Here is a 23,550-nt window from a genome sequence, read left to right on the forward strand (position 1 = left end):
GAGCAATTCGACGACATAGCTGGTACCAAAGACCGCCGAACTCTAACTCCGCAAAGTTAAATATCGACAAAGATTCAGGGTCGGCGAGACGCATCATCCGAATCGTATGATTGATCAGCTCATCAAAATACGCTCCAAGCACGCTTCTGCGCCGCTCAATCAACTCGCTCCGATTGAGCTTGAAATGATCAATAGTTGCCTGTGTGCGCAGCTTCGACGCAAATAGCCTCCCAGTGAGGTCAGCATAAGGAAAGGCTTCAACGTTACTTTGCTCACAGGGATCCAGTAAGTCGTGCCGCTCTTGCAACGGAAAGTCGCGCCATAAACCTAGGTTTTCTGCCACATAATTCAGAAGTTGGTGTTTCCTAGGCAATGGCGCGCGCCGCCCTAAAACAGGAAAGTAATCCAGGCGTTCAGGCACACAGCCCTGACAAATCGAATAGATATTCTCCCAAGCATTGCTGAGCCAGATGTAATACAAATGGTCATCTGGTGTTTTCTGTGTGGAGATTGCCCCGGTACTTGGGCGAAATCGGTAAGGAAAGTTGCGGGTCATGCTTTCACAGAACGCACACTTGCCTCGGAAAAGCCGTCCAAGGCTGGTATGAACAGACTCATGATCCAGATTGAGATCAAGTCCCGGGGTGCGAGTCTGCGCTCTCTTCACCGGGTCCATAAGAAAGTAATCTGCCAGCGCTTGCCTGCTGGCAACGGCCTCCCGACTTTGCAAAAAACTCGGCGGTGGCACGGAACCACGATCAAAAAGCTGCATGACTCTCTTCCCTAAGCAGTCAGGGGAAAGCCTGTCGCCCTCCCCCAAAAGCACAGACTCTAAACGGCACCTCGGGAAAAGTGGAGCCGTTTCACACCGGCAGACTGTATCGAGCCAATACACCGGCAAAAAAAGCTCTTGCATGCATTGTATTACGGTATACCATAACACTTAAATTCTACAAAAAGCAGCTCCAGCCACCCGAGGACCGCCCCATGATCGATGCCGCCATCTACAAACAAGTCATGGGCTCGTTCCCGTCCGGAGTCACCGTGATCACCACCCTGGATGACGACGGCCAGGTGGTGGGCCTGACCGCCAGCGCCTTCAGTTCCCTGTCCATGGACCCGGCCCTGGTGCTGTTCTGCCCCAACTACAGCTCCGACTCCTATCCGGTGCTGATCAAGAACAAGCGTTTTGCCATTCATGTGCTGTCCGGCGGCCAGCAAAGCGAGGCCTATGCCTTCGCCCGCAAAGGCAAGGACAAGGCCCAGGGCATCCAGTGGACCTTGAGCGAACTGGGCAACCCGCTATTGCCCAATGCCAGCGCCATCATCGAATGCGAACTGTGGCGCGAGTATGAAGGGGGCGACCACGCGATCATGGTCGGCGCGGTGAAGAACCTGATCGTGCCGCGCCAGGACCCCGGGCCGATGATCTACTGCCACGGCAAGATGGGCACCCTGCCCATTCTCGCCTGAGCCAGTACAACACTGCACAGGCGGTCCTTGCTTAAGGGCAATAAACAGTATTATGGTATACCAATAAATCAGCAGACAGACCTGCCGGCCAACAACAAAAGACCCGAGGTAAGCGTCATGAAGTTTTCCCTCTTCATCCATATGGAGCGTTGGGACGAAAGTGTCAGCCACCGCCAATTGTTCGAAGACCTCAGCGAACTGACCCTGATGGCCGAGGCCGGCGGCTTCAGCACCGTATGGATCGGCGAACACCACGCCATGGAATACACCATTTCGCCGAGCCCGATGCCGCTGCTGGCGTATCTCGCGGCCAAGACCAGCACCATTCACCTGGGCGCCGGCACCATCATCGCGCCGTTCTGGCATCCGTTGCGGGTCGCCGGGGAATGCGCCCTGCTGGACGTGATCAGCAATGGCCGGATGGAAGTCGGCCTGGCCCGTGGCGCCTATCAGGTGGAGTTCGACCGCATGGCCGGCGGCATGCCCGCTTCCTCGGGTGGCCAGGCACTGCGGGAAATGGTTCCGGTGGTGCGCGCCCTGTGGCAAGGCGACTACGCCCATGACGGCGATATCTGGAAATTCCCCACCTCCACCAGCGTGCCCAAGCCGATCCAGAAGCCCAACCCGCCGATGTGGATCGCCGCCCGCGACCCGGACTCCCACAACTTCGCCGTGGCCAATGGCTGCAACGTGATGGTCACGCCATTGATGAAGGGCGACGAGGAAGTGCTGGACCTGAAGAACAAGTTCCAGGCCGCGCTGGACAACAATCCCGAGGTGCCGCGCCCGCAACTGATGGTGCTGCGCCACACCCACGTGCATGCGGTCGACGATCCCGAAGGCTGGAAAGTCGGGGCCACGGCGATCTCGAAGTTCTATCGGACCTTCGACGCCTGGTTCGGCAACAAGCAGGTGCCGGTCAACGGTTTCCTGGCGCCGAGCCCGGAAGAAAAGTTTGCCGAACGGCCGGAATTCGCCCTGGAGAATATCCGCAAGAACACCATGATCGGCACCCCGCAGGAAGTGATCGAGCGGATCCGCTATTACCAGGAGCTGGGGGTCGACGAGTTCAGCTTCTGGTGTGACAACAGTCTGCCCCACGCCGAGAAAAAGAAATCGCTGGAGCTGTTTATCCAACAGGTGGTGCCGGCCTTCCGCTGAGCCTCGCCAGACCGCGGGAGCACCGACCGGTTGCTCCCGCATCGCCGTGACCCGCTCGGGATCATGGCACCTTGCGTTCGAAAATCGCCCCCTCGATCCCCAGCACCTCGCGATTGTCCGAATAGATCCCCACGCCCTTCTCCCACACGGCCTTGATCGAATGGTCGGCACAGCGGATCCGGTAGTTGAGTTCGAACGCCTCCTGCCGCGACAAGGCATATTGCACCGCTCGCCAGACGTAATCGGCATCCTGCGGATGAATCAGGCTGTTGTAGGTGAAGTCATGGTTGTCCACCAGGCGCTGGGCCGGATAGCCGGTCAGTTGCAGGCAGCCGGCACTGACAAACTCCATCGTCCAATCCCGATTGTTGCGTCCGCGATAAATCAGTCCGGGCATGCTGTCCAGCAGGCTCAAGGTGCTGCGTTGACTGGCCTGCAAGGCAATTTCCCGGCGCTTGTGCGCGGTGACATCACCGACTGCCAGGCAAAAGCCATCGGCATTGCGCTTGAGATTGACCTCGAACCAGCGCAACTCCCCCGACGGGTGCACAAAACGCAGGCGCTGACTGAACGCGGTCTCGGGGCGGCGGCGCAACTCGTGGAGCGCCTGCCGCCATAACGGACGGTCCTCCTGATGCACGTAGTCGATCAGCGGGCGCTGGGCCTGCGGCCGGTCCATCAAGGCAACCCAGGCGCTATTGAAGCGGGCGATCCGCGCATCGTCGCCCAGTTCCAGCAGGGCCACCGGGAAGCGGTCCAGTGCCGTTTCGGCCGGCTCGTTCAACAACGATTCCAACAGTGATCCACGCTTGTCCATGGCTAATGACGCTCCTCTGGTCGCCCGCTACCGACGTTGTGCACCCACGCCGCCAGTTCCAGGCGTGAGTGCAGGCTCAACTTCTGCAGGAGATTCTTCACGTAGATCTTTACCGTTCCGTCGCTGATCCCCAATTCCCGGGCGATCTGCTTGTTGCTCATGCCGGCGGCAATCAGCGCCAGCGTCTGGCCTTCGCGCTCGGTCAGGCCGCCGGGGTCCGCCCGGTGTGGCGCCGGGGTGGACTCACCCTGTCCGGCCAGCAGCGAGACCAGGGTGTCGTCGAGGACAATCGCGCCCTTGTTGCAGTTGCGCATATAGGCCAGCAACGCATCGGGCTCGGTCTCCTTGAGCACATAACCATTGGCGCCCAGGCGCAGCGCGGCGAGCAACTCGCCACGGTCCATCGACGCGGTCAGCACCACGATCTGGCAGCCGAGGCGCAACTGGCGCAACTCGTCGAGTACCTGCAAACCGCTGAGGCCGGGCATGTGCAGATCCAGCAGGACCTGTTGCGGCGCCAGGCTCAACGCCAGGTTGATACCTTCCCGCCCACTGGCCGCCTGGCCCACCACTTCGAAATCCTCACTGGCGGCGAACAACTGCGCCAGCCCCTTGCGGAACAGCGGATGATCATCGATCAACAATAAGGTCGTGCAGTCCATTGAAACTCCCCTGGGGATCGTCTGGGTGGCGGGAAAGGCCAAGGTGCACGCGCACACCGTGGGGCCGGATCGGTTCGATAGAGAGTCGCGCGCCGATGCTGCTGGCCCGCTCACGAATGATTTCCAGGCCGAAATGGTTGTCTTCGCCACAGGCCTGGCTCAGCCCGATGCCGTCATCCTCCACCGCGACCGAGACCTCGCCCTCTTGGGTCTGGCGCAGTTCGATGCGCACGTGCCGCGCATGGGAATGGCGCACCGCGTTGGCCAGGGCCTCGCGGATGATCTGCAGGATCTGCAATTCGGTTTCCGGGTTCAGGGCATCGTCGGCCAGGCGGTTGTCCAGCTCGAAGACAATGATGCAACGCCGGGAAAACTCCGCCACCGAGTCCGCCAGGGCCTGGCGCAGCGAACGCCCGTCCATGGTCAGGCGGGCACTGGTGATCAGCTCGCGGACCTGGCGCTGCAACTGGCTCAGGCCGCTGCGCAGCTCCCCCAGCGACGCATCCGCCTGGGCCGGCTCGCCCATGTGCGACTGCATCAGCCGCGCCTGGAATGACAGATAGCCCAGCTGCTGGGCCACCGAGTCATGGAGCTCCCGGGCCAGGGCGCCGTACTGGGACGTGGCATGCTTGCGCTGCTGCTCGCGCTTGTGCCGCAGCAGTTGCACCGTGACCCCGACCGCCCGCGCCGCCTCCTCCAGCAACTGGCGCAAGGTCCGGCCGACCGGGCCCGGTGCATCGAGCAACAACAGGCCGCGCTGCACGCTACCCACTTCCGGCAAGGCACAGAGCAGGCGGTGCGTACCGTGCCGGCGACACGCCGTGCAGGGCTGCGGCAACTCGCTCACCACACCGCCGCGCCAGGGGCAGTTGGCTTCGCCGTGGCACAGGCTGGTCAATTGTTTACGGGCCGGGCCCAGGTCCTCGTCACCGAGTATCAGGTTCAGGCGGTAACCGGGCAGCAGTGCTTCGAAACGGTCCAGCAGCCGTGGCCAGGCACCGTCAGCGTGCATCAGGCACAGCGGCAACTCGGCCAGCAGCCCGCGCACCTGGCGGACTTGCCCGGGGCTCACGCGCTGAAACCAGCGGACCCACCACTGTGGTCGTGTTCGCACTGTCGATGACTCCCCGTCCGGTTGCTCCGCCCTGACCACTGCTGAGCAACTTCCATGCCCCGCCGCCCAATAACGACGGGCTATCTCCAAAGAGGTACTGCTTTTTCCAGATTGAGTGGAAATTCCTTCTGGGAAACTATCTTCCCCAGCAAGAAACAAGTCAGCCAGGAAAATCACCATGATGGATAGACCCAGCGCCGCCCCCGACCGGCTTCACAGCCTCCCCGTCTACCGGGAACCGATGCCCCGCGAGGCGGCACGCCGGCACATCGTCGTCATGCAGTCGACGGCAGCCGGCGCGGCTTTTGTCGAAGGGCTCGACCAGCCGCTGCTGCTGAATGCCCAGGGCAGGGATTTTCCCTTGCAGCTCACTGGCGTGCTGGCGGATGCCAGCGTCGGCTGTCACCTGTACATCCTCGGCGACGAAGCCTTTATCTGGCTGGTCCATGGCCAGGCCCGCAACGCCGGGCTGCACGACGACGAAATCGACATGATCCTCTCGGCCCCCGGCAGCCGCCGGGTCTATTGCGTGCATTGCGGGCTGACCCAGGCCCCCGGCGCGGCGGACCGTTTCAACTGCATCGGTTGCCAGGTGCGACTGGGTGTCCGTGCGCACTTTTCCAGACGCCTGGGGGCCTACCTCGGGGTCTGCGACGACGCCGACCGCCCCTACGCCGGAGCCCACCCATGAGCACACCGTTGCAGGTCCGGGTCAGCGCGGCGCGCCTGCTCACGCCCCTGGTCCGCGAATTCACCCTGGAGCCTTGCACCGGCACCTTGCCGGGCTTCTCTTCGGGCAGCCACGTGCAAGTTCACCTGCCCCTGGGCGAACGGACCCTGCGCAACGCCTACTCGCTGACCGGCGACCCGTCCGATCACCGTCACTACCGTATCGCCGTGCGCCTGCAAGAGACATCGCGAGGCGGCTCGCGCTACCTGCACCAACAGGTCGAAGTCGGCGACACCCTGATCCTCTCGCCGCCAGCCAATCTGTTTGCCCCACACTCGACCGCGCGACTACACATCCTGATTGCCGGCGGCATCGGCATCACCCCGTTCATGGCCTATCTCGACGCCCTGCAACGGCGGCAGGCGGATGTCGAGTTGCACTACCTCTACCGGCCGGGCCTGACCGATGCCTATCTCGACGAGTTGCAGGAACGCCTGGGGCCGCGCCTGCATCGTTACGCCGCCGGCACACCTTGCGACCTGTCGACGATCCTGCGCGACCGGCCCCTGGGCAGCCATGTCTACACCTGCGGTCCGCAGCGCCTGCTCGATGCGGTACGGGAAACCGCGAACCGCCTCGGTTGGCCCGCCAGCCGCGTGCACTGGGAAGCCTTCAGCGCCGCGCAGCCCGGCCGGCCCTTCGAACTGGAACTGGCCCGCAGCGGCCGCCGCCTTCAGGTCAGCGCCGGACAGAGCCTGCTCGAAGCCCTGGAAAGCGTCGGTATCGCGCCACCCAGCCTGTGTCGCGGCGGGGTCTGCGGCCAGTGCATGACCCGCCACCTGCACGGCGAAATCGAACACCGCGACAGCTTCCTGAGCCGCGCCGAACAGGCCGAGTTCCTTATGCCCTGTGTGTCCCGCGGCTGCGGCCCGCGGGTTTTGCTAGACCTCTAGGAGTCGACCATGTCCGTTCAATTCAGCCCACTCCAGACCTACCGGGAGCCCTTCAGCTTCCGCAACAGCCCCAAGGCCATCCGGCGCTTTCCGTTCCCCTTCAGCGAGGACAGTTATCTCTACTCGGTGAACATCGAACCGGCGAACTCGAAGGACCCCGGCTCGATCTACGAGCACTGGTTCGATATCGACGAGCACTACCGCTCGGAAATGGCCGAACGCGCCCGGGTCCTGGACCAGGACCCACGCCGCTACCTGGTAATGCCGCATATGCAGGAAGCCGCCTGGGACGCCCTGGAAATGCTGATGGAAAAGCTCGCCGCCGATTATCCGCAGTGGTTCGAACTCGACTGCGACGGCTTGAACTGGCACTGGCGCAACAAGGCCCTGGCGATCGACCAGCGCTTTATCTTCGGCGACGCCACGACCTTGCCGTGCGAACCGCTGGAGTTCATCACCCGCCAGGTCCAGGGCGATTTCGCCCTGCTCGACCAGCGCGACGGCGACCTGTTCATGGACGCCGGCATGGTCACCAGCCCGGCGGACTGGTCGCTGGCCTTCGATGCCGGCATGAGCTTCAAGCAATGGCATTCGCCGGTGCCCATGGCCCACCAGATGGGCATCTTCGAGCGGGCCCTGAAATACCTGCTCAATGTCCCGGTGGGCCAGCCGGTGCGGCGCCTGAACTGGACGCTGACGATCAACCCGCGCCTGGACTCCTCGCCGGAAACCTTCCACGAGTGGGGCGCCGACCGCGGCAGCGTCACCGCCGAAAACGCCGGTCGCCTGGTGCACCTGCGGGTCGAACTGCAACTGATGGCGCGCCTGCCCCGCAGCAACGGCCTGATGTTCAGTATCCGCACCTACCTGATCAGCCTCGACGAACTGGTCAGCCAGCCCGGCTGGGGCTGCCGCCTGCACCGCGTGCTGCGCGACCTGCCGGAGCCGATCGCCGACTACAAGGGCATGACCCGCTACCGAGAGACCCTGGTCAAGTGGCTGAGCCGCTTCGACCCCGACGCCTGACCCCTTACCCACTCTTTGACCGACAAGGACCTGCATATGGCTCATTCATGGCGCATTTCCGCACTCGCCGAGCGCCACCGCGCACTCGGCTCGAACCTGGAAGACTGGAACGGCATGGGCACCGCCTGGACCTACGCCAGCGACCTCGCCGATCACCACGAAGCGATCCGCACCCGGGCCGGGCTGATGGACGTGTCCGGGCTGAAAAAAGTCCACTACGTCGGCCCCCACGCCGAAAGCCTGCTGCAATGGGCGACCACCCGGGACATCAGCAAGCTGTATCCGGGCAAATCGGTGTACGCCTCGATGCTCGACGAGGAAGGCAAGTTCGTCGACGACTGCATCGTCTACCGCACCGGCCCCAACGCCTTTATGGTGGTCCATGGTGCCGGCAGCGGCCATGAAATGCTGGTGCGTTCGGCCCAGGGCCGGCAGGTCGCGGTGCTGTTCGACGACGATCTCCACGACCTGTCGCTGCAAGGCCCGCTGGCGGTGGATTTTCTTGCCGAGCACGTGCCCGGCATTCGCCAGTTGCCCTACTTCCACCACCTGCAGACCCGGCTGTTCGAGCGCCCGGTGATGATCTCGCGCACCGGCTATACCGGCGAGCGCGGCTACGAGATCTTCTGCAAGGCCGCCGATGCGCCCTTGCTCTGGGACCAGATCCTGGAACAGGGCGCAGGCCTGGGCATTATTCCCTGCGCCTTTACCGCCCTGGACTGGTTGCGGGTGGAAAGTTCGCTGATGTTCTTCCCCTACGACAACTCGCAGATGTACCCCTTCGCCGACGAGAAGCCCGGCGACACCCTCTGGGAAATGGGCCTGGAGTTCACCGTCTCGCCGGAAAAGCGCGACTTCCGCGGCGCCGAGGAACACCGCCGCCTGCAAGGCCGCGAGCGCTTCAAGATCACTGGCCTGCTGCTGGACGGCGTCCGCGCCGCCGAGGCCGGCGACACCCTCTGGCAAGGCGGCCAACAGGTCGGCGTGGTCACCTGCGGCATGTATTCGCGCTTGAGCAAACGCTCCATGGCCATCGCCCGCATGAACGTCGCCTGCTCCGTGCCCGGTATCGCCCTGCAAGTGCGCGGCAGCCTGGAGACCGGCGCCGTCAGCCACGCGCTGCCCTTCGACGATCCGCAGAAAACCAAACGCACCGCCAAGGGCTGAGCCACCCCAGGAGTTTCCATGGACCATCCAGAGCCACACTACATTCTCAAGATCACCTGCCCGGCCACCTCCGGCATCGTCGCGGCGGTCACCTCCTGCCTGGCCGGGCAGAACTGCTACATCAGCGAGCTGGCGCAGTTCGACGATGAGTTCACCGGGCGTTTCTTCATGCGCGCGGTGTTCCGCTTCAACAAAGGTTCGAGCGCCGACGTCGGCGCACTGCGCGAAGGCCTCGGTGGCCTGGCCGGCGGCTTCGACATGCAGTGGGAGCTGTTCAGCGGCGCCGAACCGACGCGAGTGCTGCTGATGGTCAGCAAGTTCGACCATTGCCTGACCGACCTGCTCTATCGCCACCGCAAGGGCGAGATGGACATGACCATCACCGCCGTGGTCTCCAACCACCTGGACCTGCGGCCGATGGCCGAGCGCGAGGGCATCCGCTTCATCTACCTGCCGATCACCAAGGACACCAAGGCCGTGCAGGAAGCCGAGCTGCTGCGCATCGTCGAGGAAACCCGCACCGACCTGGTGGTGCTTGCCCGCTACATGCAGATCCTCTCCGACGACCTGTGCCGCAAGCTGTCAGGCCGGGCGATCAATATCCACCACTCGTTCCTGCCGGGGTTCAAGGGTGCCAAGCCCTATCACCAGGCCTACGACCGTGGCGTGAAGCTGATCGGCGCCACCGCCCACTACGTCACCAGCGACCTGGACGAGGGCCCGATCATCGAGCAGGAGATCCAGCGGGTCGACCACACCCACCGGCCCGATTCCCTGGTCGCCATCGGCCGCGACACCGAAACCGTCGCGCTTTCCAAGGCCCTGAAATATCACCTGGAACACCGGGTCTTCATCAACCAGGACAAGACAGTGATCTTTCGCTGAGCGCCGACCCCATCATTACGAGGCACGATCATGACTTTACGCGTGGCAATCATCGGCGCCGGCCCTTGCGGCATGGCGCAACTGCGAGCCTTCCAGTCGGCCCGTGACAAAGGCGCCGAGATCCCGGAACTGGTCTGCTACGAAAAGCAGAGCGACTGGGGCGGCATGTGGAACTACACCTGGCGCACCGGCCTGGACGAAAACGGCGAACCGGTGCACGGCAGCATGTACCGCTACCTGTGGTCGAACGGCCCCAAGGAGTGCCTGGAGTTCGCCGACTACACCTTCGAAGAGCATTTCGGCCGACCCATCGGTTCCTACCCGCCGCGGGAAGTGCTCTGGGACTACATCAAGGGCCGCGTGGAAAAAGCCGGGGTGCGCCAGTACATTCGCTTCAACAATGTGGTGCGCCAGGTCAGCTTCGACGCCGACAGCGGCCGCTTCACTGTCCAGGCCCATGACTACAACCAGGATCTTCAGACCGAGGAAAGCTTCGACTACGTGATCAATGCCTGCGGCCACTTCTCCACGCCCAAGGTCCCGTACTTCGAGGGTTTCGAGCAGTTCGCCGGACGCATCCTGCACGCCCATGACTTTCGCGAGGCCCTGGAATTCAAGGGCAAGGACCTGCTGATCGTCGGCAGCAGCTATTCGGCCGAGGACATTGGCTCCCAGTGCTACAAATACGGCGCCCGCAGCATCACCAGTTGTTACCGCAGCGCACCGATGGGCTACCAATGGCCCGCCAACTGGGAGGAAAAACCGCTGCTGCAACGCCTGGAAAACAACCGCGCCTATTTTGCCGACGGCAGCAGCAAGCAAATCGACGCGGTGATCCTCTGCACCGGCTACAAGCATCACTTCCCGTTCCTGCCGGACGAACTCTGCCTCAAGACCGACAATCGCCTGTGGCCGATGAACCTGTACAAGGGCGTGTTCTGGGAGCCCAACCCACGGATGATCTACCTCGGCATGCAGGACCAGTGGTACTCCTTCAACATGTTCGACGCCCAGGCCTGGTATGCCCGCGACGTCATCCTCGGGCGCATCGCCTTGCCGTCTCACGCCGAGATGGTCGCCGACAGCCGGCAATGGCACGCACGCGAGCAGACCCTGGAAACCAACCAGCAGATGTTCGAGTACCAGGGCGCCTATATCCAGCAACTGGTGGACGCCACCGACTACCCCGATTTCGACATCGCCGCGGTCAACGACACCTTCCTGCACTGGAAGCACGACAAGGCCGAAAACATCATGGGTTATCGCGACAAGTCCTACCGTTCGCTGATGACCGGCACCCAGTCGCCGCCCCATCACACACCCTGGCTGCACGCGCTGGACGACTCCATGGCCGCCTACCTCGGCGAACCGCCCACCTCGATCCAGTCGGTTGGCTGACAGGGGAGTCGCAGCATGAACGCACCACGTGTTTCGCATCCCCGGGAGCCCGGGCTGTTTGCCCGGGCGCCGGCGCAGGAACGTTATCGGGTGGCCGCCGGCGGCGTCAGCCTGGTGGCCCTGGAGCCCGGCGACACCTTGCAGGTGATCGACGTCGAAGGCCTGCAATCCTGCGAGCTGCTGGCTCTCGCGGCGAACGGCCACAGCGCCCTGGCACAATGGGCACTGGCCGCCACGCCGGGCGGCGAGTTTATCGCAGGGCAATTGGCTGAGCCGAGCCTGCACAGCCGACGCATTCTCCAGGCCTTGCACAAACGCGGTATCGATCTCCGCTCACTGCCCCGCGCCGCCTCACTCTGGGGCGACGACAGCGCAGCCGGGCACAGCCGCCGCTTTGTCGCCAGTGATCCGCTGCTGGTGCTGGTGGCCGCCCCCTCCGGCCCCCATGCCGTCGACCGGCAATACCGGCCCAGCGAACTTCGCCTGGTGATCGAGCGGGCCAACCCGTCGCCGCTGTGGCTGCCCGAACTGCCGGAACCCTTGGGCGAACTGGTGGACGAGTTCACCGTGCGCGCCGGCAGCGCCCGCGGCTACACCGTCGCCAAGGGCCAATATATCCAGGTGCTGGATGTCGCCGGTCGGCAATGCTCGGACTTTATCGCCTTCGACCGCCGGGCGCTGGAGCGCGGTCAGGAACTGGACCTCGACCAGACCGTCACCCGCACCTTGAACGGCAGTGCCTACCCGGCGCCCGGGCTGTTCTCGAAGTTCTTCGACCGGCAGTTTCAGCCCATGCTCGAAGTGGTGCGCGACACCGTGGGCCGTCACGACGCTTTCGCCCTCGCCTGCGCCGCCCGTTATTACGAAAGCCAGGGCTATTTCGGGCACGACAACTGCAGCGACAACCTCAGCCGCGCCCTCGCCCCCCATGGCGTAAAAGCGCGCGCCGGCTGGCCGGCGATCAACTTCTTCTTCAACACCGCGATCGACGCCCACCAGCAGATGACCCTCGACGAACCCTGGTCGCGCCCCGGCGACTATGTGCTGCTCAAGGCCATGAACGACCTGGTCTGCGGCAGCTCATCGTGCCCCGACGACATCGACCCGGCCAACGGCTGGAACCCGACCGACATCCATATCCGCGTCTACAGCGAACAGGAGCGTTTTTCCATCGCCATGAGCACTCGAACCACGGCGGACGCCGACCCGATCCTGACCCGTGAATCGGGCTTCCACAGCCGCACCAGCGGCCTGACCGGCAGCTTCACCGACTACCGCAACTGGTGGCTGCCCCTGCGCTACGACGGTTTCGGCGCCATCGACGAATACCTCGGCTGTCGCGAGCGCGTGGCGGTGATGGACCTGACGGCCCTGCGCAAGTTCGAGATCCTCGGCCCGGACGCCGAAGCCCTGTTGCAGTACTGCCTGACCCGCGACGTGCGGCGCCTGGCGGTCGGCCAGGTGGTGTATTCGGCGATGTGCCACGAGCACGGCGGCATGCTCGACGACGGCACCCTGCTGCGCCTGGGGCCGGATAATTTCCGTTGGATCTGCGGCGAGGACTATGCCGGCACCTGGCTGCGTGAACAGGCGGCGAAGCTGGGCATGAAGGTCTGGGTCAAGTCCGCCAGCGAGCAGATCCACAACCTGTCGGTCCAGGGTCCGCTGAGCCGCGAACTGCTCAAGCAGATGGTCTGGACCCCACCGACCCAGCCGGACCTGGAAAGCCTCGGCTGGTTCCGCTTCCTGGTGGGGCGCCTGGACGGCTACGACGGTTGCCCGCTGATGATTTCCCGCACCGGCTACACCGGCGAGCTGGGCTATGAGGTCTGGTGCCAGCCCGAGGACGCCGGGCGGGTCTGGGACCGGATCTGGCAGTTGGGCCAGCCCCTGGGCATCGTCCCCCTGGGCCTGGAAGCCCTGGACATGCTGCGCATCGAAGCCGGGCTGATCTTTGCCGGCTACGAGTTCAGCGACCAGACCGATCCATTTGAAGCCGGGATCGGTTTCAGCGTGCCGCTCAAGAGCAAGACCGACGACTTCATCGGTCGCGACGCGCTGCTGCGGCGCAGCGCCCATCCCAGCCACAAGCTGGTGGGCCTGCAACTGAGCGGCAATGAAGGTGCCCACCATGGCGATGCGGTCTATCGCGGGCGGGCCCGGGTAGGAGTCGTCACCAGCGCCTGTCGCTCGCCACTGCTGGGCAGCAATATCGCCCTCTGTCGCGTCGATGTGGCCTGCGCCGAGATTGGCATGGAGCTTGAGGTCGGCAAGGTCGATGGCCTGCAGAAGCGCATCAGCGCCACGGTCACGCCCGCGATCTTCTACGACCCGGACAAGAGCCGGGTGCGCAGTTGATAGGAATAACGAACGGTTACGCCAACTGACTTTGACTGCCCAACGCCCCTCCACTCAGACATGGGAATACAACGATGGAAGCGACGACGTTCGAGACCGTACCGCCGGCCACCGCCGCGGTCGGCAGCCTGCACCGCAAGATCGATTGGCGCGGCGCCTTCTGGGTCGCCAGCGGCGTGCCCGCGCTGGTGCTGTTCTCCATTGGCGCGATTGCCGCCACCGTGGGCAAACCGGCCTGGATCGTCTGGATCGTGTCGATCCTGTTCGGCTTTATCCAGGCCTTCACCTATGCCGAAATCGCCGGGCTGTTTCCGCACAAGTCCGGCGGCGCCTCGGTCTACGGCGCCATCGCCTGGGTCCGCTACAGCAAGCTGATCGCCCCGGTGTCGGTGTGGTGCAACTGGCTGGCCTGGTCGCCGGTGCTGGCCATCGGTTCGGGACTGGCCGCCGGCTATATCCTCACCGCGCTGTTTCCGGCGGATGCGCTGATCAACACCTGGCAGTTCACCCTGCTTGACCTGGGCTGGGTCAAGAGCGGCCTGTCGCTGCGCATCAACGCCACCTTCGGTATTGGCCTGCTGATCCTGCTGGGAGTGTTCGCCGTGCAGCACGGCGGCATCCTGCGTTCGGCGCGACTGACCCTGGTGCTGGGCGCCACTTCGCTGATTCCGCTGCTGCTGGTAGGTGTGGTGCCGCTGCTTACCGGCGACGCGGCGCGGGTCAACTTCCTGCCGTTGTTCCCCCTGGCCCACGACGCCGCCGGACAGGTGATCGACGGGCCCTGGGATATTTCCGGCTGGTCGCTGATGGCCGGCGGCCTGTTCATGGCCGCCTGGTCGACCTACGGCTTCGAGACCGCCGTGTGCTATACACGGGAATTCAAGGACCCCAAGCGCGACACCTTCAAGGCGATCTTCTACGCGGGCCTGCTCTGCATCCTGGTGTTCACCCTGGTGCCGCTGGCTTTCCAGGGCAGCCTCGGGCTCGGTCAACTGGTGACGCCGGCGGTGCTCGATGCCAGCGGCGCGGTGGTCACTCCCGCCGTCTACAGCGGCTTGCTGTCGCCAGCGATCTACAGCGGCATGGGCGTCGGCCAGGTCATGGCCGATAGCATCGGCGGCGGCAAGCTGGTGGCCAATATCGTGCTGATCATGCTGATACTGGCCACGCTGCTGGCGATCATGACCTCGATGTCCGGCTCTTCGCGCACCCTGTACCAGGCCTCGGTGGACGGCTGGTTGCCCAGGTACCTGGGGTGGACCAACGAACACGGCGCGCCGACGGCGGCGATGTGGACCGACCTGACGTTCAATATGCTGCTGTTGCTGATGTCCGACTATGTGTTCGTCCTCGCGGCGTCGAATGTCAGCTACATCATCTTCAACTTCCTCAACCTCAACGCCGGCTGGATCCACCGCCTGGACCGCCCGGACTGGGCCCGTCCGTACAAGGCACCGACCCTGTTGCTGGCGGCCGGCGGGGTGCTGAGCTTCGTCAACCTAGCGTGCATGGGAATGGGCGCGGATATCTGGGGCGCCAGTACGCTGTTCACCGGCCTGTTACTGGCGCTGCTGATCATTCCGGTGTTTGTCGTGCGCCATTACTGGCAGGACAAGGGCCGTTTCCCGGAAGCGATGCTGACCGACCTGCATATCCAGGCCGATGCCGGACTCAAGCGCGCGGGTATGCTGCCTTATGTCACACTGCTCGCCGGCGTGCTGGTGGTATATTTCTGCCACCGGCTGGTGGCCTGACCGACCTGAAGAACCCCAATGACCTGGCTGGCGCTACCAGCCGCCCAGGCTGAACCCGATCCCTGTAGGAGCCGGCTTGCTGGCGATGGGGCCAGTGAGCCTTGCATCGCCTGATCGGCCGCTATCGCCAGCAAGCTGGCTCCTACAGGTTTGGCGGTGTCTTCAAGTCCCCCATTGGGGCGAAGGCGCCTGGCCCCACTCTTTTTCCTATCCAGACCATGGTGACGCATTCGATGAATTCTTCCCTTGCACCGGCCCGTGACATCGACGGCAAGGCAATCGCCGCCCAGGTGCTCAATGAAGTCCGCGACGAAGTCGCGAATCTGGCCCGGCAAGCCATCTTCCCCGCACTGGCCGTGGTCCTGGTGGGCGACGACCCGGCCAGCCAAGTCTATGTGCGCAATAAATTGCTGCGCGCCGAAGAAGTCGGCATCTGCTCGCTGGAACATCGCCTGCCCGCAAGCACCGGCCAGGCCGAGCTGCTGCAACTGATTGGCGAACTGAATGCCGATCCGACAGTGAACGGCATCCTGGTGCAACTGCCGTTACCCGCGCATATCGAAGAAAATGCCGTGATCCAGGCCATCGACCCGCTCAAGGATGTCGACGGCTTTCACCGGGAAAACGTCGGCGGCCTGGTTCACGGCGCCGAAGTGCTGACACCCTGCACCCCCAGTGGCTGCATGCGCTTGCTGCAGGAAACCTGCGGCGATCTGAGCGGCAAGCACGCGGTGGTGATCGGTCGTTCGAATATCGTCGGCAAGCCGATGGCGACCTTGCTGTTGCAGGCCGATTGTTCGGTCAGCGTGGTGCACTCGCGCAGTGTCGATGCCCCGGCGTTGTGCCGGCTGGCGGATATTGTGGTGGCCGCTGTCGGGCGCCCGCAGTTGATCGATGCCAGTTGGCTCAAGCCGGGTGCGGTGGTGATCGATGTGGGTATCAACCGGATTGAAACCGAGACCGGCAGCCGACTGGTAGGGGATGTCGACTATGCCAGCGCCCGCCTGGTGGCCAGCGCGATCACCCCGGTACCGGGTGGGGTCGGGCCGATGACCATTGCCTATCTGATGAAGAACACCGTGATTGCCACACAGTTGCAGCAATCCCGGTAGACGCTGGCGGTTGTGCTGTCCTCGCAGACGCCATCGCCGGCTTGCCGGCGATGCGATGTCAGCCGTTACACCGTTTCACCGGCCGGCACACCGGGTCCAGGCTCAATGGTTGTAAGCGCGCTCATTGTGCTCGGCCAGGTCCAGCCCCATCTCTTCCACCGACTCATTGGCGCGCAAGCCGATCAACACCTTGATCACCTTGAGAATCACCCAACTGACGACAAAGCAGTAGGCCGTGGTCAGCGCCACCCCCTTGATCTGCGCCAGGACCTGCCCGCCCAGGGTCACGCCCTCCACCAGGCCGCCCATCGACGGCACGCAGAACACCCCGGTCAGCACCGCGCCGATCATGCCGCCGATGCCATGCAGTCCGAAGACATCGAGGCTGTCGTCATAGCCGAAACGTCGTTTCAGCACGGTCACACTCAGGTAGCAGAACACCCCGCACAACAAGCCGATGGCCAGGGCACCGCCGACGCCGACATAGGCGCAGGCCGGGGTGATCCCCACCAAACCGGCCAAGGCACCGCTGGCCAGGCCCAGGGCACTGGGTTTGCCGACCTTGAACCACTCGGTGAACATCCAGCCGAGAATACCGGCACAGGCGCCCAACTGGGTATTGAGCATGACGATGCCCGAGAGCCCGTTGAGACCGCCGCCGGAACCGATATTGAAACCGAACCAGCCGACCCAGAGCATCGCCGCGCCAGCCATGGTCAGGCTCAGGTTGTGCGCCGGCATCGGCTCGTTCTGATAACCCTTGCGCTTGCCGAGGATCAGGCACGCGGCCAGGGCGGCGACGCCGGCATTGATATGCACGGCGGTGCCGCCGGCAAAGTCGAGCACGCCCCAGTTGTGCATCAGGGCCCCGGACCCGCCCCAGACCATATGCGCCACCGGCGCGTAGACCAGGGTGAACCAGACCGCCATGAACAGCAGCGCCGCCGAGAACTTCATGCGCTCGGCAAAGGCCCCGGCAATCAGCGCCGGGGTGATGATGGCGAAGGTCATCTGGAAGGTCACGAACACCCCTTCCGGGATATCCCCCACCAGGCTGTCGGGTTTCATTCCGGCCAGGAAGGCCCGGCTCAGGCCACCGACAAAGCTGTTGAAGGTCACCTGGCCGTCGATCATGCCGGTGGTGTCGACCACCATGCTGTAGCCGTAGATCACCCACAACACGCCGACCAGACCAGCGACACCGAAGCACTGGGTGAACAGCGAGAGCATGTTTTTTGCCCGGACCAGGCCGCCGTAGAACAGTGCCAGGCCCGGCAGGCACATGAACAGCACCAGCACCGCCGCGGTGATCATCCAGGCGGTGCTGCCGGTATTGAGGGTCGGGGTGTCGGCTGCTTGAGCCACGGGTGCTATCGCACCGAGGGCCAGCAGCAGTAAAAGGGATTTGCCAGGTAGACGATTGACCATTATTGAAGCTCCTGCAAAAAGAATGGGGATGTCTGGCAGCGAGCAATGTGAGAGTGGACGGGCCTTGAGGCCTCTTCGAATGATGAACGTGCAAATACCGCCGTCCCTGTCAGGGCCCGTCACGGCTGAGCACGCTCTCTGCAGGAGCCAGCTTGCTGGCGATGAGGCCGGTGAGCCTTGCATCGTCTGAGCGGCCGCTATCGCCAGCAAGCTGGCTCCTACAGGTTTTTCGGCGTGTTCAAGATTCCATTGGAGTCTTGGTTCAGTAGCCCGAACCCGGAATCCACGACGTGCCGGCCAGCGGCACCCGGGCCATGGCCGCCGATTCCACGGTCAAGGCCACCAGGTCCTCGGGATCGAGGTTATGCAGGTGCGACTTGCCACAGGCCCGCGCCATGGTCTGCGCCTCCAGCACCAGCACCCGCAGGTAGTTGGCCAGGCGCCGGCCGCCTTCCACCGGATCGAGGCGCTTGGACAGCTCCGGGTCCTGGGTGGTGATCCCCGCCGGGTCACGACCGTTCTGCCAGTCATCGTAAAAGCCGGCCGCCGAGCCGATCTTCTTCAATTCCTCGTCCAGGCGCGGGTGGTTGTCACCCAGGGCAATCAATGCCGCCGTGCCGATCGCCACCGCATCGGCCCCCAGTGCCATGGCCTTGGCCACATCGGCGCCGTTGCGAATCCCGCCCGAGACGATCAACTGCACCTTGCGATGCATGCCCATCTCCTGCAACGCCTGGACCGCCTGGGGAATCGCCGGCAGGATCGGAATCCCCACATGTTCGATAAACACTTCCTGGGTCGCCGCCGTGCCGCCCTGCATGCCATCGAGCACAATCACATCGGCCCCGGCCTTGACCGCCAGCTTGACGTCGTAATACGGCCGGCTGGCACCGATCTTCACGTAGATTGGTTTTTCCCAATCGGTGATTTCCCGCAACTCGGCAATCTTGATCGCCAGGTCGTCCGGGCCGGTCCAGTCCGGGTGCCGACAGGCGCTGCGCTGGTCGACGCCGATCGGCAGCGTGCGCATGCCCGCTACGCGCTCGGTGACTTTCATCCCCAGCAGCATGCCGCCACCGCCCGGCTTGGCGCCCTGCCCCAGGACGATCTCGATGGCGTCGGCCTTGCGCAGATCATCCGGGTTCATGCCATAACGCGACGGCAGGTATTGATAGACCAGGTGCTGCGATTGCCCGCGCTCTTCCGGGGTCATGCCGCCGTCACCGGTGGTGGTGCTGGTGCCGGCAATGGTCGCGCCACGGCCGAGGGCTTCCTTGGCATTGGCCGACAGCGCGCCGAAGCTCATGCCGGCGATGGTCACCGGAATCTTCAGGTGGATCGGCTTCTTGGCGAAGCGGTTGCCGAGAATCACATCGGTCCCGCACTTCTCCCGGTAGCCTTCCAGCGGGTAGCGCGAGACGCTGGCACCGAGCAGCAGCAAGTCATCGAAGTGCGGCAGCTTGCGCTTGGTGCCACCACCCCGGATGTCATAGATACCGGTCTCGGCGGCACGCTGGATTTCCTGGATGGTCAGGCGGTCGAAGGTGGCGGATTCACGCAGCACCGGAGTAGCGGCTTTTGGGTTAACAGGGTCGCTCATGGCAGTTCTCCTCGCGCGGATCAGTACGCGGACGCGTTATCGACTTTGAAGTTGTACAACTGACGGGCCGAGCCATAGCGCTTGAAGCTGGCGGGGGACTCGTCGAAACCGGCGCGGTTGAGCAGTTCCTGCAACTCTTCCAGGTGCTCGGCGCGCATCTCTTTCTCGACACAATCCGACCCCAGGGACTGCACGCTGCCTTTGACATAGATACGGGTTTCGTAGAGCGAATCGCCCAGGGCATCGCCGGCATCGCCACACACCACCAGGCGTCCGGCCTGGCCCATGAAGCAGCTCATATGGCCGATGCTGCCGCCGACCACGATATCAATGCCCTTCATCGAGATCCCGCAACGGGCCCCGGCATCACCCTCGATCACCAGCAGACCGCCATGGGCCGTGGCTCCGGCCGCCTGGGAGGCGCTACCCTTGATCCGGACCATGCCGGACATCATGTTTTCCGCCACACCGACACCGGCATTGCCGTGCACGGTGATGCTCGCCTTCTGGTTCATGCCCGCGCAGTAGTAACCGGCATGGCCCTGGATATCGATGGACACCGCCTGGTTCACCCCCACCGCGAGGTTGTGCTTGCCGTTGGAATGAGTGACCACCCATTCACGGTCTTCTAGCTGATGGACCTGGTCATGCAGCGCCTGGTTGAGGTCGCGCACCGAGGCCGTGGAAAGATCGATGGTTTTCATGCAGGCACTCCTTAAGCTGATTCGCGTTCCCAGAGGTACAGGGTGGCCGGTGCCGGCTCCCAGACCTTGGCGTGTTCGATACCCGGCAGGCTCGACAGGGCCTGGTATTCCGAGGCCATGGCCACGTAGTCGTCGGTTTCGGCGATGATCGCCGGCTTGCAGGCCACCGGGTCGCGGATCACCGCAAAGCCGTTGCGGGTGCCGATGGCGAAGGTGAAGAAGCCATCGAGGTCGCGCAGTGAATGGTCCAGCGCCTGCTTCAGCGAGTCGCCCTGTTGCAGGCGCCAGGTCAGGTAACCGGCGGCCACTTCGGTGTCGTTGTCGGTCTCGAAATGAATGCCTTCGCGCTTGAGTTCCTGGCGCAGACGGAAGTGGTTGGACAGCGAGCCGTTGTGCACCAGGCACAGGTCCGCGCCAGTGGAGAACGGGTGACTGCCTTCCAGGGTCACCGCGCTTTCGGTGGCCATGCGGGTATGCCCGATAATGTGGCTGCCCTGCATGCCGGACAGGCCGAAACGCTGGGAAATCTCCAGCGGCAGGCCCATGCCCTTGAGGATTTCGATGCTCTGTCCGGCGCTCATGATCCGCACCGACGGCGCCAGCTCATTGAGCAGCGCCCGTACCGGGGCTTCAGTGGCCTGGATTTTCAGCACCACGGCACTGGCGTTCTGAAACCAGTCCAGGGAGCAGCCCAGGCGCCCTTCCAGCTCGGCCATCAGTGGTTGCCAGTCGAAACCCTCAGTGGTCGCCTGCAAGGTCAGTTTGAGCCAGCCGTCGGCCACTTCATCACCGTAGATGGCAAAGCCGGCGCTGTCCGGGCCACGGTCGGTCATGGCCAGCAACATCGGCTCGAACAACTGGCCGAGCCGGGCTTCCAGCTGCGGATTTTTCAGGTAAAGCCCTACGATCCCACACATATCAAGTCTCCCTCGAAGACACAGGGCGCCCGGTTTGACCCCGACCGCCCGGATGGTTGTTGAAGCGGTCGGTCAGAAGAATTCGGTGTAGCGCTGGATTTCCCAGTCGGAGACATGGCGGCTGTATTCCACCCACTCCATGCGCTTGAGCTTGATGAACTCACCGACGATTTGCGGGCCCATGACCTCGGCGAACAGCGGGTCGGCTTCGAGGGCGTCGGTGGCTTCCTTGAGCGATTGCGGCAAGGTCTTGATGCCCCGGGCGGCGATCTGCTCCAGGCTCAGGCTGTAGAGGTTTTCGTTGCAGACATGCTCGACTTCCAGTTGCCGGTCGATGCCGTCCAGGCCCGCGGCGATGATCGCGGCGCTGACCAGGTAGGGGTTGCAGCCGGCATCCGGCAGGCGGAATTCGAGGCGTCCGTAAGGCACGCGGACCATCGCCGAGCGGTTGTTGGCGCCGAAGGCGATAAAGGCCGGGGCCCAGGTCGCGCCGGACAGGGAGTTACCCACCACCAGGCGCTTGTAGGAGTTCACCGTCGGCGCGGCGAAGGCACACAGCGCCGGGCCATGGGCGAGCAGGCCGGCGGCGAAGTGATAGGCCAGCTTCGACAGGCCCATGCCGCTCGGGTCGCTGGCGTCATGGAACAGGTTCTTGTTCTCGGCGCTGGCGATCGACAGGTGAAAGTGCATGCCGTTGCCGGCCCGCTTCGGATCGGGCTTGGGCATGAACGAGCAGATCATGCCCAGGTCGTTGGCGATCTCGCCGGCGGCCATGCGAAAGAAGGTGAAGCGGTCGGCCGAGGTCAGGGCATCGCTGTAGGTGTAGTTGATCTCGAACTGGCCGTTGGCGTCTTCGTGGTCGATCTGGTAGACCTCGAAATCCACCGCTTGCAGCGACTCGGTCAGGTGCTCGAGAAACACCCGGGAGCGCGACAGGCCCTTGTAGTCGTAGCAGGGCTTGTCGAGGTTGTCGCTGGCGTCGACCGCTTGCAGCTTGCCCTCGGCGTCACGGCGGAACAGGCTGAACTCCGGTTCCAGGCCAGTGTTGAGGGTCCAGCCCTTGTCCTGCAGGCGCTGGACCTGTTGTTGCAGGACATAGCGGCTGTCATAGGGATGCGGCTGGCCGTCGACATGCCCGACACAGACCACGCGGCCATACCCCGGCTGCCAGGGCACCGGCGTCAGGGTCGACAGATCGCCACGGGCCATGAAGTCCGGACCGTGGGGCTCCATGCCCATGCCGCAGATGGCGAAACCGGCAAATCCGGCCCCTTCTTCCGCCACCGTCTTGAGTCCGCACACCGGCACCGATTTGGTTTTTGCCGCGCCATGGATATCGACAAATTGCGCAAGCACGTACTTGATCCCGTGCTTGTCGATAAGGCGCTGGGTTTCTGCTGGCAACATGGGGTCTTCACTCCTCGTGAAAAGGCAAAGCGCTAGGGATGGAGTTGACGCTCTCAACCTTCTTTATTCCGCAGAAGAAAGTTAATTTCTCTTCAGGAATGCAAAGCCCTTGCCAAGTTCAGTCATACCGAGGTGCGGCATCAGCAACCGCGCATTTGCGCTGTATATATGGGAAAATTGTTTTCCCTGTGGGAATACACCCCATTGGCGAGCCTCGCAGGGACTCGCCTTGCACTTTCCTAGTGCGAAACTAATATTATTGAACAGAAACCGTGCAGGTCCCGATGAATATGCCGAACGAGCTCGAACCGCGTCTCAAGCTGGAGCAGTACCTGGGCATGCAGATCAAGCGCCAGCGCCTGGCGCAGGATCTGAAATTGTCCGATGTGGCGAAGATCGCCGGCATCAGCCAGGGCATGTTGAGCAAGATCGAAAACGCCCAGGTGTCCACCAGCCTCGACACCCTGAGCCGCCTGTGCGACGTGCTCGGGTTGCCGATGTCCAAGCTGTTCAGCCAGTACGACCAGCAAGGTGGCAGTGCCCTGCTGGTCAAGGCCGACCAGGGCATGGAGGTGGTGCGCCGGGGCACGGAGAAAGGCCACACCTACCACCTGCTCAACCATACCCGCGGGCCGAAGAAGAGCTTCGAGGCGTATATGGTCAGCATGGATGACGCCAGCGAGGAGTTTCCGACCTTCTCCCATCCCGGCACCGAGTTCCTGCATCTGCTCGAAGGCGAGTTGATCTACCGCCACGGCAATCAGCTGTACCGCATGGAAGCCGGTGACAGCCTGACCTTCGAAGGCGAAGTGCCCCACGGTCCCGAGCAATTGGTGCAGGTGCCGATCCGCCTGCTGTCGATCATGAACTACGGCAACGGCAACGAATAAACCCGCCCCTCGCGCACGACGGCCAGAAACGCTGTCGTGCCGCCTGATATTTCC

20 protein-coding genes are annotated in these 23,550 nt (G+C 63.5%); 12 read left to right on the forward strand and 8 right to left on the reverse strand.

The window, feature by feature from the left end; genetic code table 11:
* The first annotated feature begins 987 nt into the window (after window positions 1-987).
* Together M5B42_RS13535 and M5B42_RS13540 are read left to right on the forward strand one after the other, a co-directional pair.
* On the forward strand, window positions 988-1,473 hold the full coding sequence (locus tag M5B42_RS13535; RefSeq protein WP_248746129.1) for a flavin reductase family protein: 486 nt from the start codon (window positions 988-990) through the stop codon (window positions 1,471-1,473).
* 117 nt (window positions 1,474-1,590) lie between these two features.
* Window positions 1,591-2,634, forward strand: a complete 1,044-nt coding sequence (locus M5B42_RS13540; protein WP_248746130.1) for an LLM class flavin-dependent oxidoreductase — start codon at window positions 1,591-1,593, stop codon at window positions 2,632-2,634.
* Window positions 2,635-2,695: 61 nt separating this feature from the next.
* On the opposite strand, the gene M5B42_RS13545 is transcribed toward M5B42_RS13540, so the two are convergent.
* The 3 genes from M5B42_RS13545 to M5B42_RS13555 are packed head-to-tail and all read right to left on the reverse strand — an operon-like array spanning window position 2,696 to window position 5,185.
* Window positions 2,696-3,451, reverse strand: a complete 756-nt coding sequence (locus tag M5B42_RS13545; protein WP_103499795.1) for a PAS domain-containing protein — start codon at window positions 3,449-3,451, stop codon at window positions 2,696-2,698.
* Between the two features lie 2 nt (window positions 3,452-3,453).
* On the reverse strand, window positions 3,454-4,113 hold the full coding sequence (locus M5B42_RS13550) for a response regulator (protein ID WP_177098734.1): 660 nt from the start codon (window positions 4,111-4,113) through the stop codon (window positions 3,454-3,456).
* Window positions 4,082-5,185: an ATP-binding protein gene (locus tag M5B42_RS13555; RefSeq protein WP_248746131.1), complete on the reverse strand. Its 1,104-nt coding sequence runs from the start codon at window positions 5,183-5,185 to the stop codon at window positions 4,082-4,084. The genes M5B42_RS13550 and M5B42_RS13555 overlap by 32 nt, the downstream gene beginning before the upstream one ends.
* 220 nt (window positions 5,186-5,405) lie before the next feature.
* Between M5B42_RS13555 and M5B42_RS13560 the strand changes: the two genes are divergently transcribed.
* The 9 genes from M5B42_RS13560 (at window position 5,406) to folD (ending at window position 16,550) form a co-directional block, all read left to right on the forward strand.
* On the forward strand, window positions 5,406-5,918 hold the full coding sequence (locus M5B42_RS13560; protein ID WP_248746132.1) for a dimethylamine monooxygenase subunit DmmA family protein: 513 nt from the start codon (window positions 5,406-5,408) through the stop codon (window positions 5,916-5,918).
* Window positions 5,915-6,850, forward strand: coding sequence for a PDR/VanB family oxidoreductase (locus tag M5B42_RS13565; RefSeq protein ID WP_248746133.1), 936 nt, complete (start codon window positions 5,915-5,917; stop codon window positions 6,848-6,850). The genes M5B42_RS13560 and M5B42_RS13565 overlap by 4 nt, the downstream gene beginning before the upstream one ends.
* Window positions 6,851-6,859: 9 nt before the next feature.
* Complete coding sequence (locus M5B42_RS13570; protein ID WP_248746134.1) at window positions 6,860-7,876, forward strand: DUF3445 domain-containing protein; 1,017 nt, start codon at window positions 6,860-6,862, stop codon at window positions 7,874-7,876.
* Between the two features lie 36 nt (window positions 7,877-7,912).
* Window positions 7,913-9,043: an aminomethyltransferase family protein gene (locus tag M5B42_RS13575; RefSeq protein WP_177098739.1), complete on the forward strand. Its 1,131-nt coding sequence runs from the start codon at window positions 7,913-7,915 to the stop codon at window positions 9,041-9,043.
* Window positions 9,044-9,061: 18 nt separating this feature from the next.
* Entirely contained in the window at window positions 9,062-9,928 is an 867-nt protein-coding gene (purU, locus tag M5B42_RS13580; RefSeq protein ID WP_248746135.1) for a formyltetrahydrofolate deformylase, read from the forward strand.
* A gap of 30 nt (window positions 9,929-9,958) precedes the next feature.
* Window positions 9,959-11,326 carry an NAD(P)/FAD-dependent oxidoreductase gene (locus tag M5B42_RS13585; protein ID WP_248746136.1) on the forward strand — a complete coding sequence of 456 codons (1,368 nt, stop codon included), beginning with the start codon at window positions 9,959-9,961 and terminating at the stop codon, window positions 11,324-11,326.
* 15 nt (window positions 11,327-11,341) lie between these two features.
* Window positions 11,342-13,684 (forward strand): aminomethyltransferase family protein, encoded by a 2,343-nt coding sequence (locus M5B42_RS13590; protein ID WP_248746137.1) that lies wholly within the window; start codon window positions 11,342-11,344, stop codon window positions 13,682-13,684.
* A 74-nt stretch (window positions 13,685-13,758) separates the two neighbouring features.
* Window positions 13,759-15,438 (forward strand): APC family permease, encoded by a 1,680-nt coding sequence (locus tag M5B42_RS13595; RefSeq protein ID WP_248746138.1) that lies wholly within the window; start codon window positions 13,759-13,761, stop codon window positions 15,436-15,438.
* 233 nt (window positions 15,439-15,671) lie between these two features.
* A complete protein-coding gene (folD, locus tag M5B42_RS13600; RefSeq protein ID WP_248746139.1) occupies window positions 15,672-16,550 on the forward strand; it encodes a bifunctional methylenetetrahydrofolate dehydrogenase/methenyltetrahydrofolate cyclohydrolase FolD in 879 nt (292 codons plus the stop codon).
* 102 nt (window positions 16,551-16,652) lie between these two features.
* On the opposite strand, the gene M5B42_RS13605 is transcribed toward folD, so the two are convergent.
* The 5 genes from M5B42_RS13605 to glnT form a co-directional block, all read right to left on the reverse strand.
* The gene (locus M5B42_RS13605; protein ID WP_248746140.1) at window positions 16,653-17,978 is read right to left on the reverse strand and encodes an ammonium transporter; all 1,326 of its coding nucleotides are present in this window, start codon (window positions 17,976-17,978) and stop codon (window positions 16,653-16,655) included.
* A 262-nt stretch (window positions 17,979-18,240) separates the two neighbouring features.
* Window positions 18,241-19,578, reverse strand: a complete 1,338-nt coding sequence (locus M5B42_RS13610; RefSeq protein WP_103495374.1) for an FMN-binding glutamate synthase family protein — start codon at window positions 19,576-19,578, stop codon at window positions 18,241-18,243.
* Between the two features lie 20 nt (window positions 19,579-19,598).
* Window positions 19,599-20,282: a protein glxC gene (locus tag M5B42_RS13615; protein ID WP_103495373.1), complete on the reverse strand. Its 684-nt coding sequence runs from the start codon at window positions 20,280-20,282 to the stop codon at window positions 19,599-19,601.
* Between the two features lie 11 nt (window positions 20,283-20,293).
* Window positions 20,294-21,199, reverse strand: coding sequence for a glutamine amidotransferase family protein (locus tag M5B42_RS13620; protein ID WP_248746141.1), 906 nt, complete (start codon window positions 21,197-21,199; stop codon window positions 20,294-20,296).
* Between the two features lie 72 nt (window positions 21,200-21,271).
* Window positions 21,272-22,606, reverse strand: coding sequence for a type III glutamate--ammonia ligase (glnT, locus tag M5B42_RS13625; protein WP_248746142.1), 1,335 nt, complete (start codon window positions 22,604-22,606; stop codon window positions 21,272-21,274).
* Window positions 22,607-22,896: 290 nt separating this feature from the next.
* Here glnT and M5B42_RS13630 point away from each other — a divergent pair, with 290 nt between their 5' ends.
* Complete coding sequence (locus tag M5B42_RS13630; protein WP_177098893.1) at window positions 22,897-23,496, forward strand: helix-turn-helix domain-containing protein; 600 nt, start codon at window positions 22,897-22,899, stop codon at window positions 23,494-23,496.
* The last annotated feature ends 54 nt before the right edge of the window (window positions 23,497-23,550 follow it).

It is taken from the genome of Pseudomonas sp. MWU12-2037, assembly GCF_023242345.1.
In the GTDB taxonomy this organism is placed as follows: domain Bacteria; phylum Pseudomonadota; class Gammaproteobacteria; order Pseudomonadales; family Pseudomonadaceae; genus Aquipseudomonas; species Aquipseudomonas gingeri_D.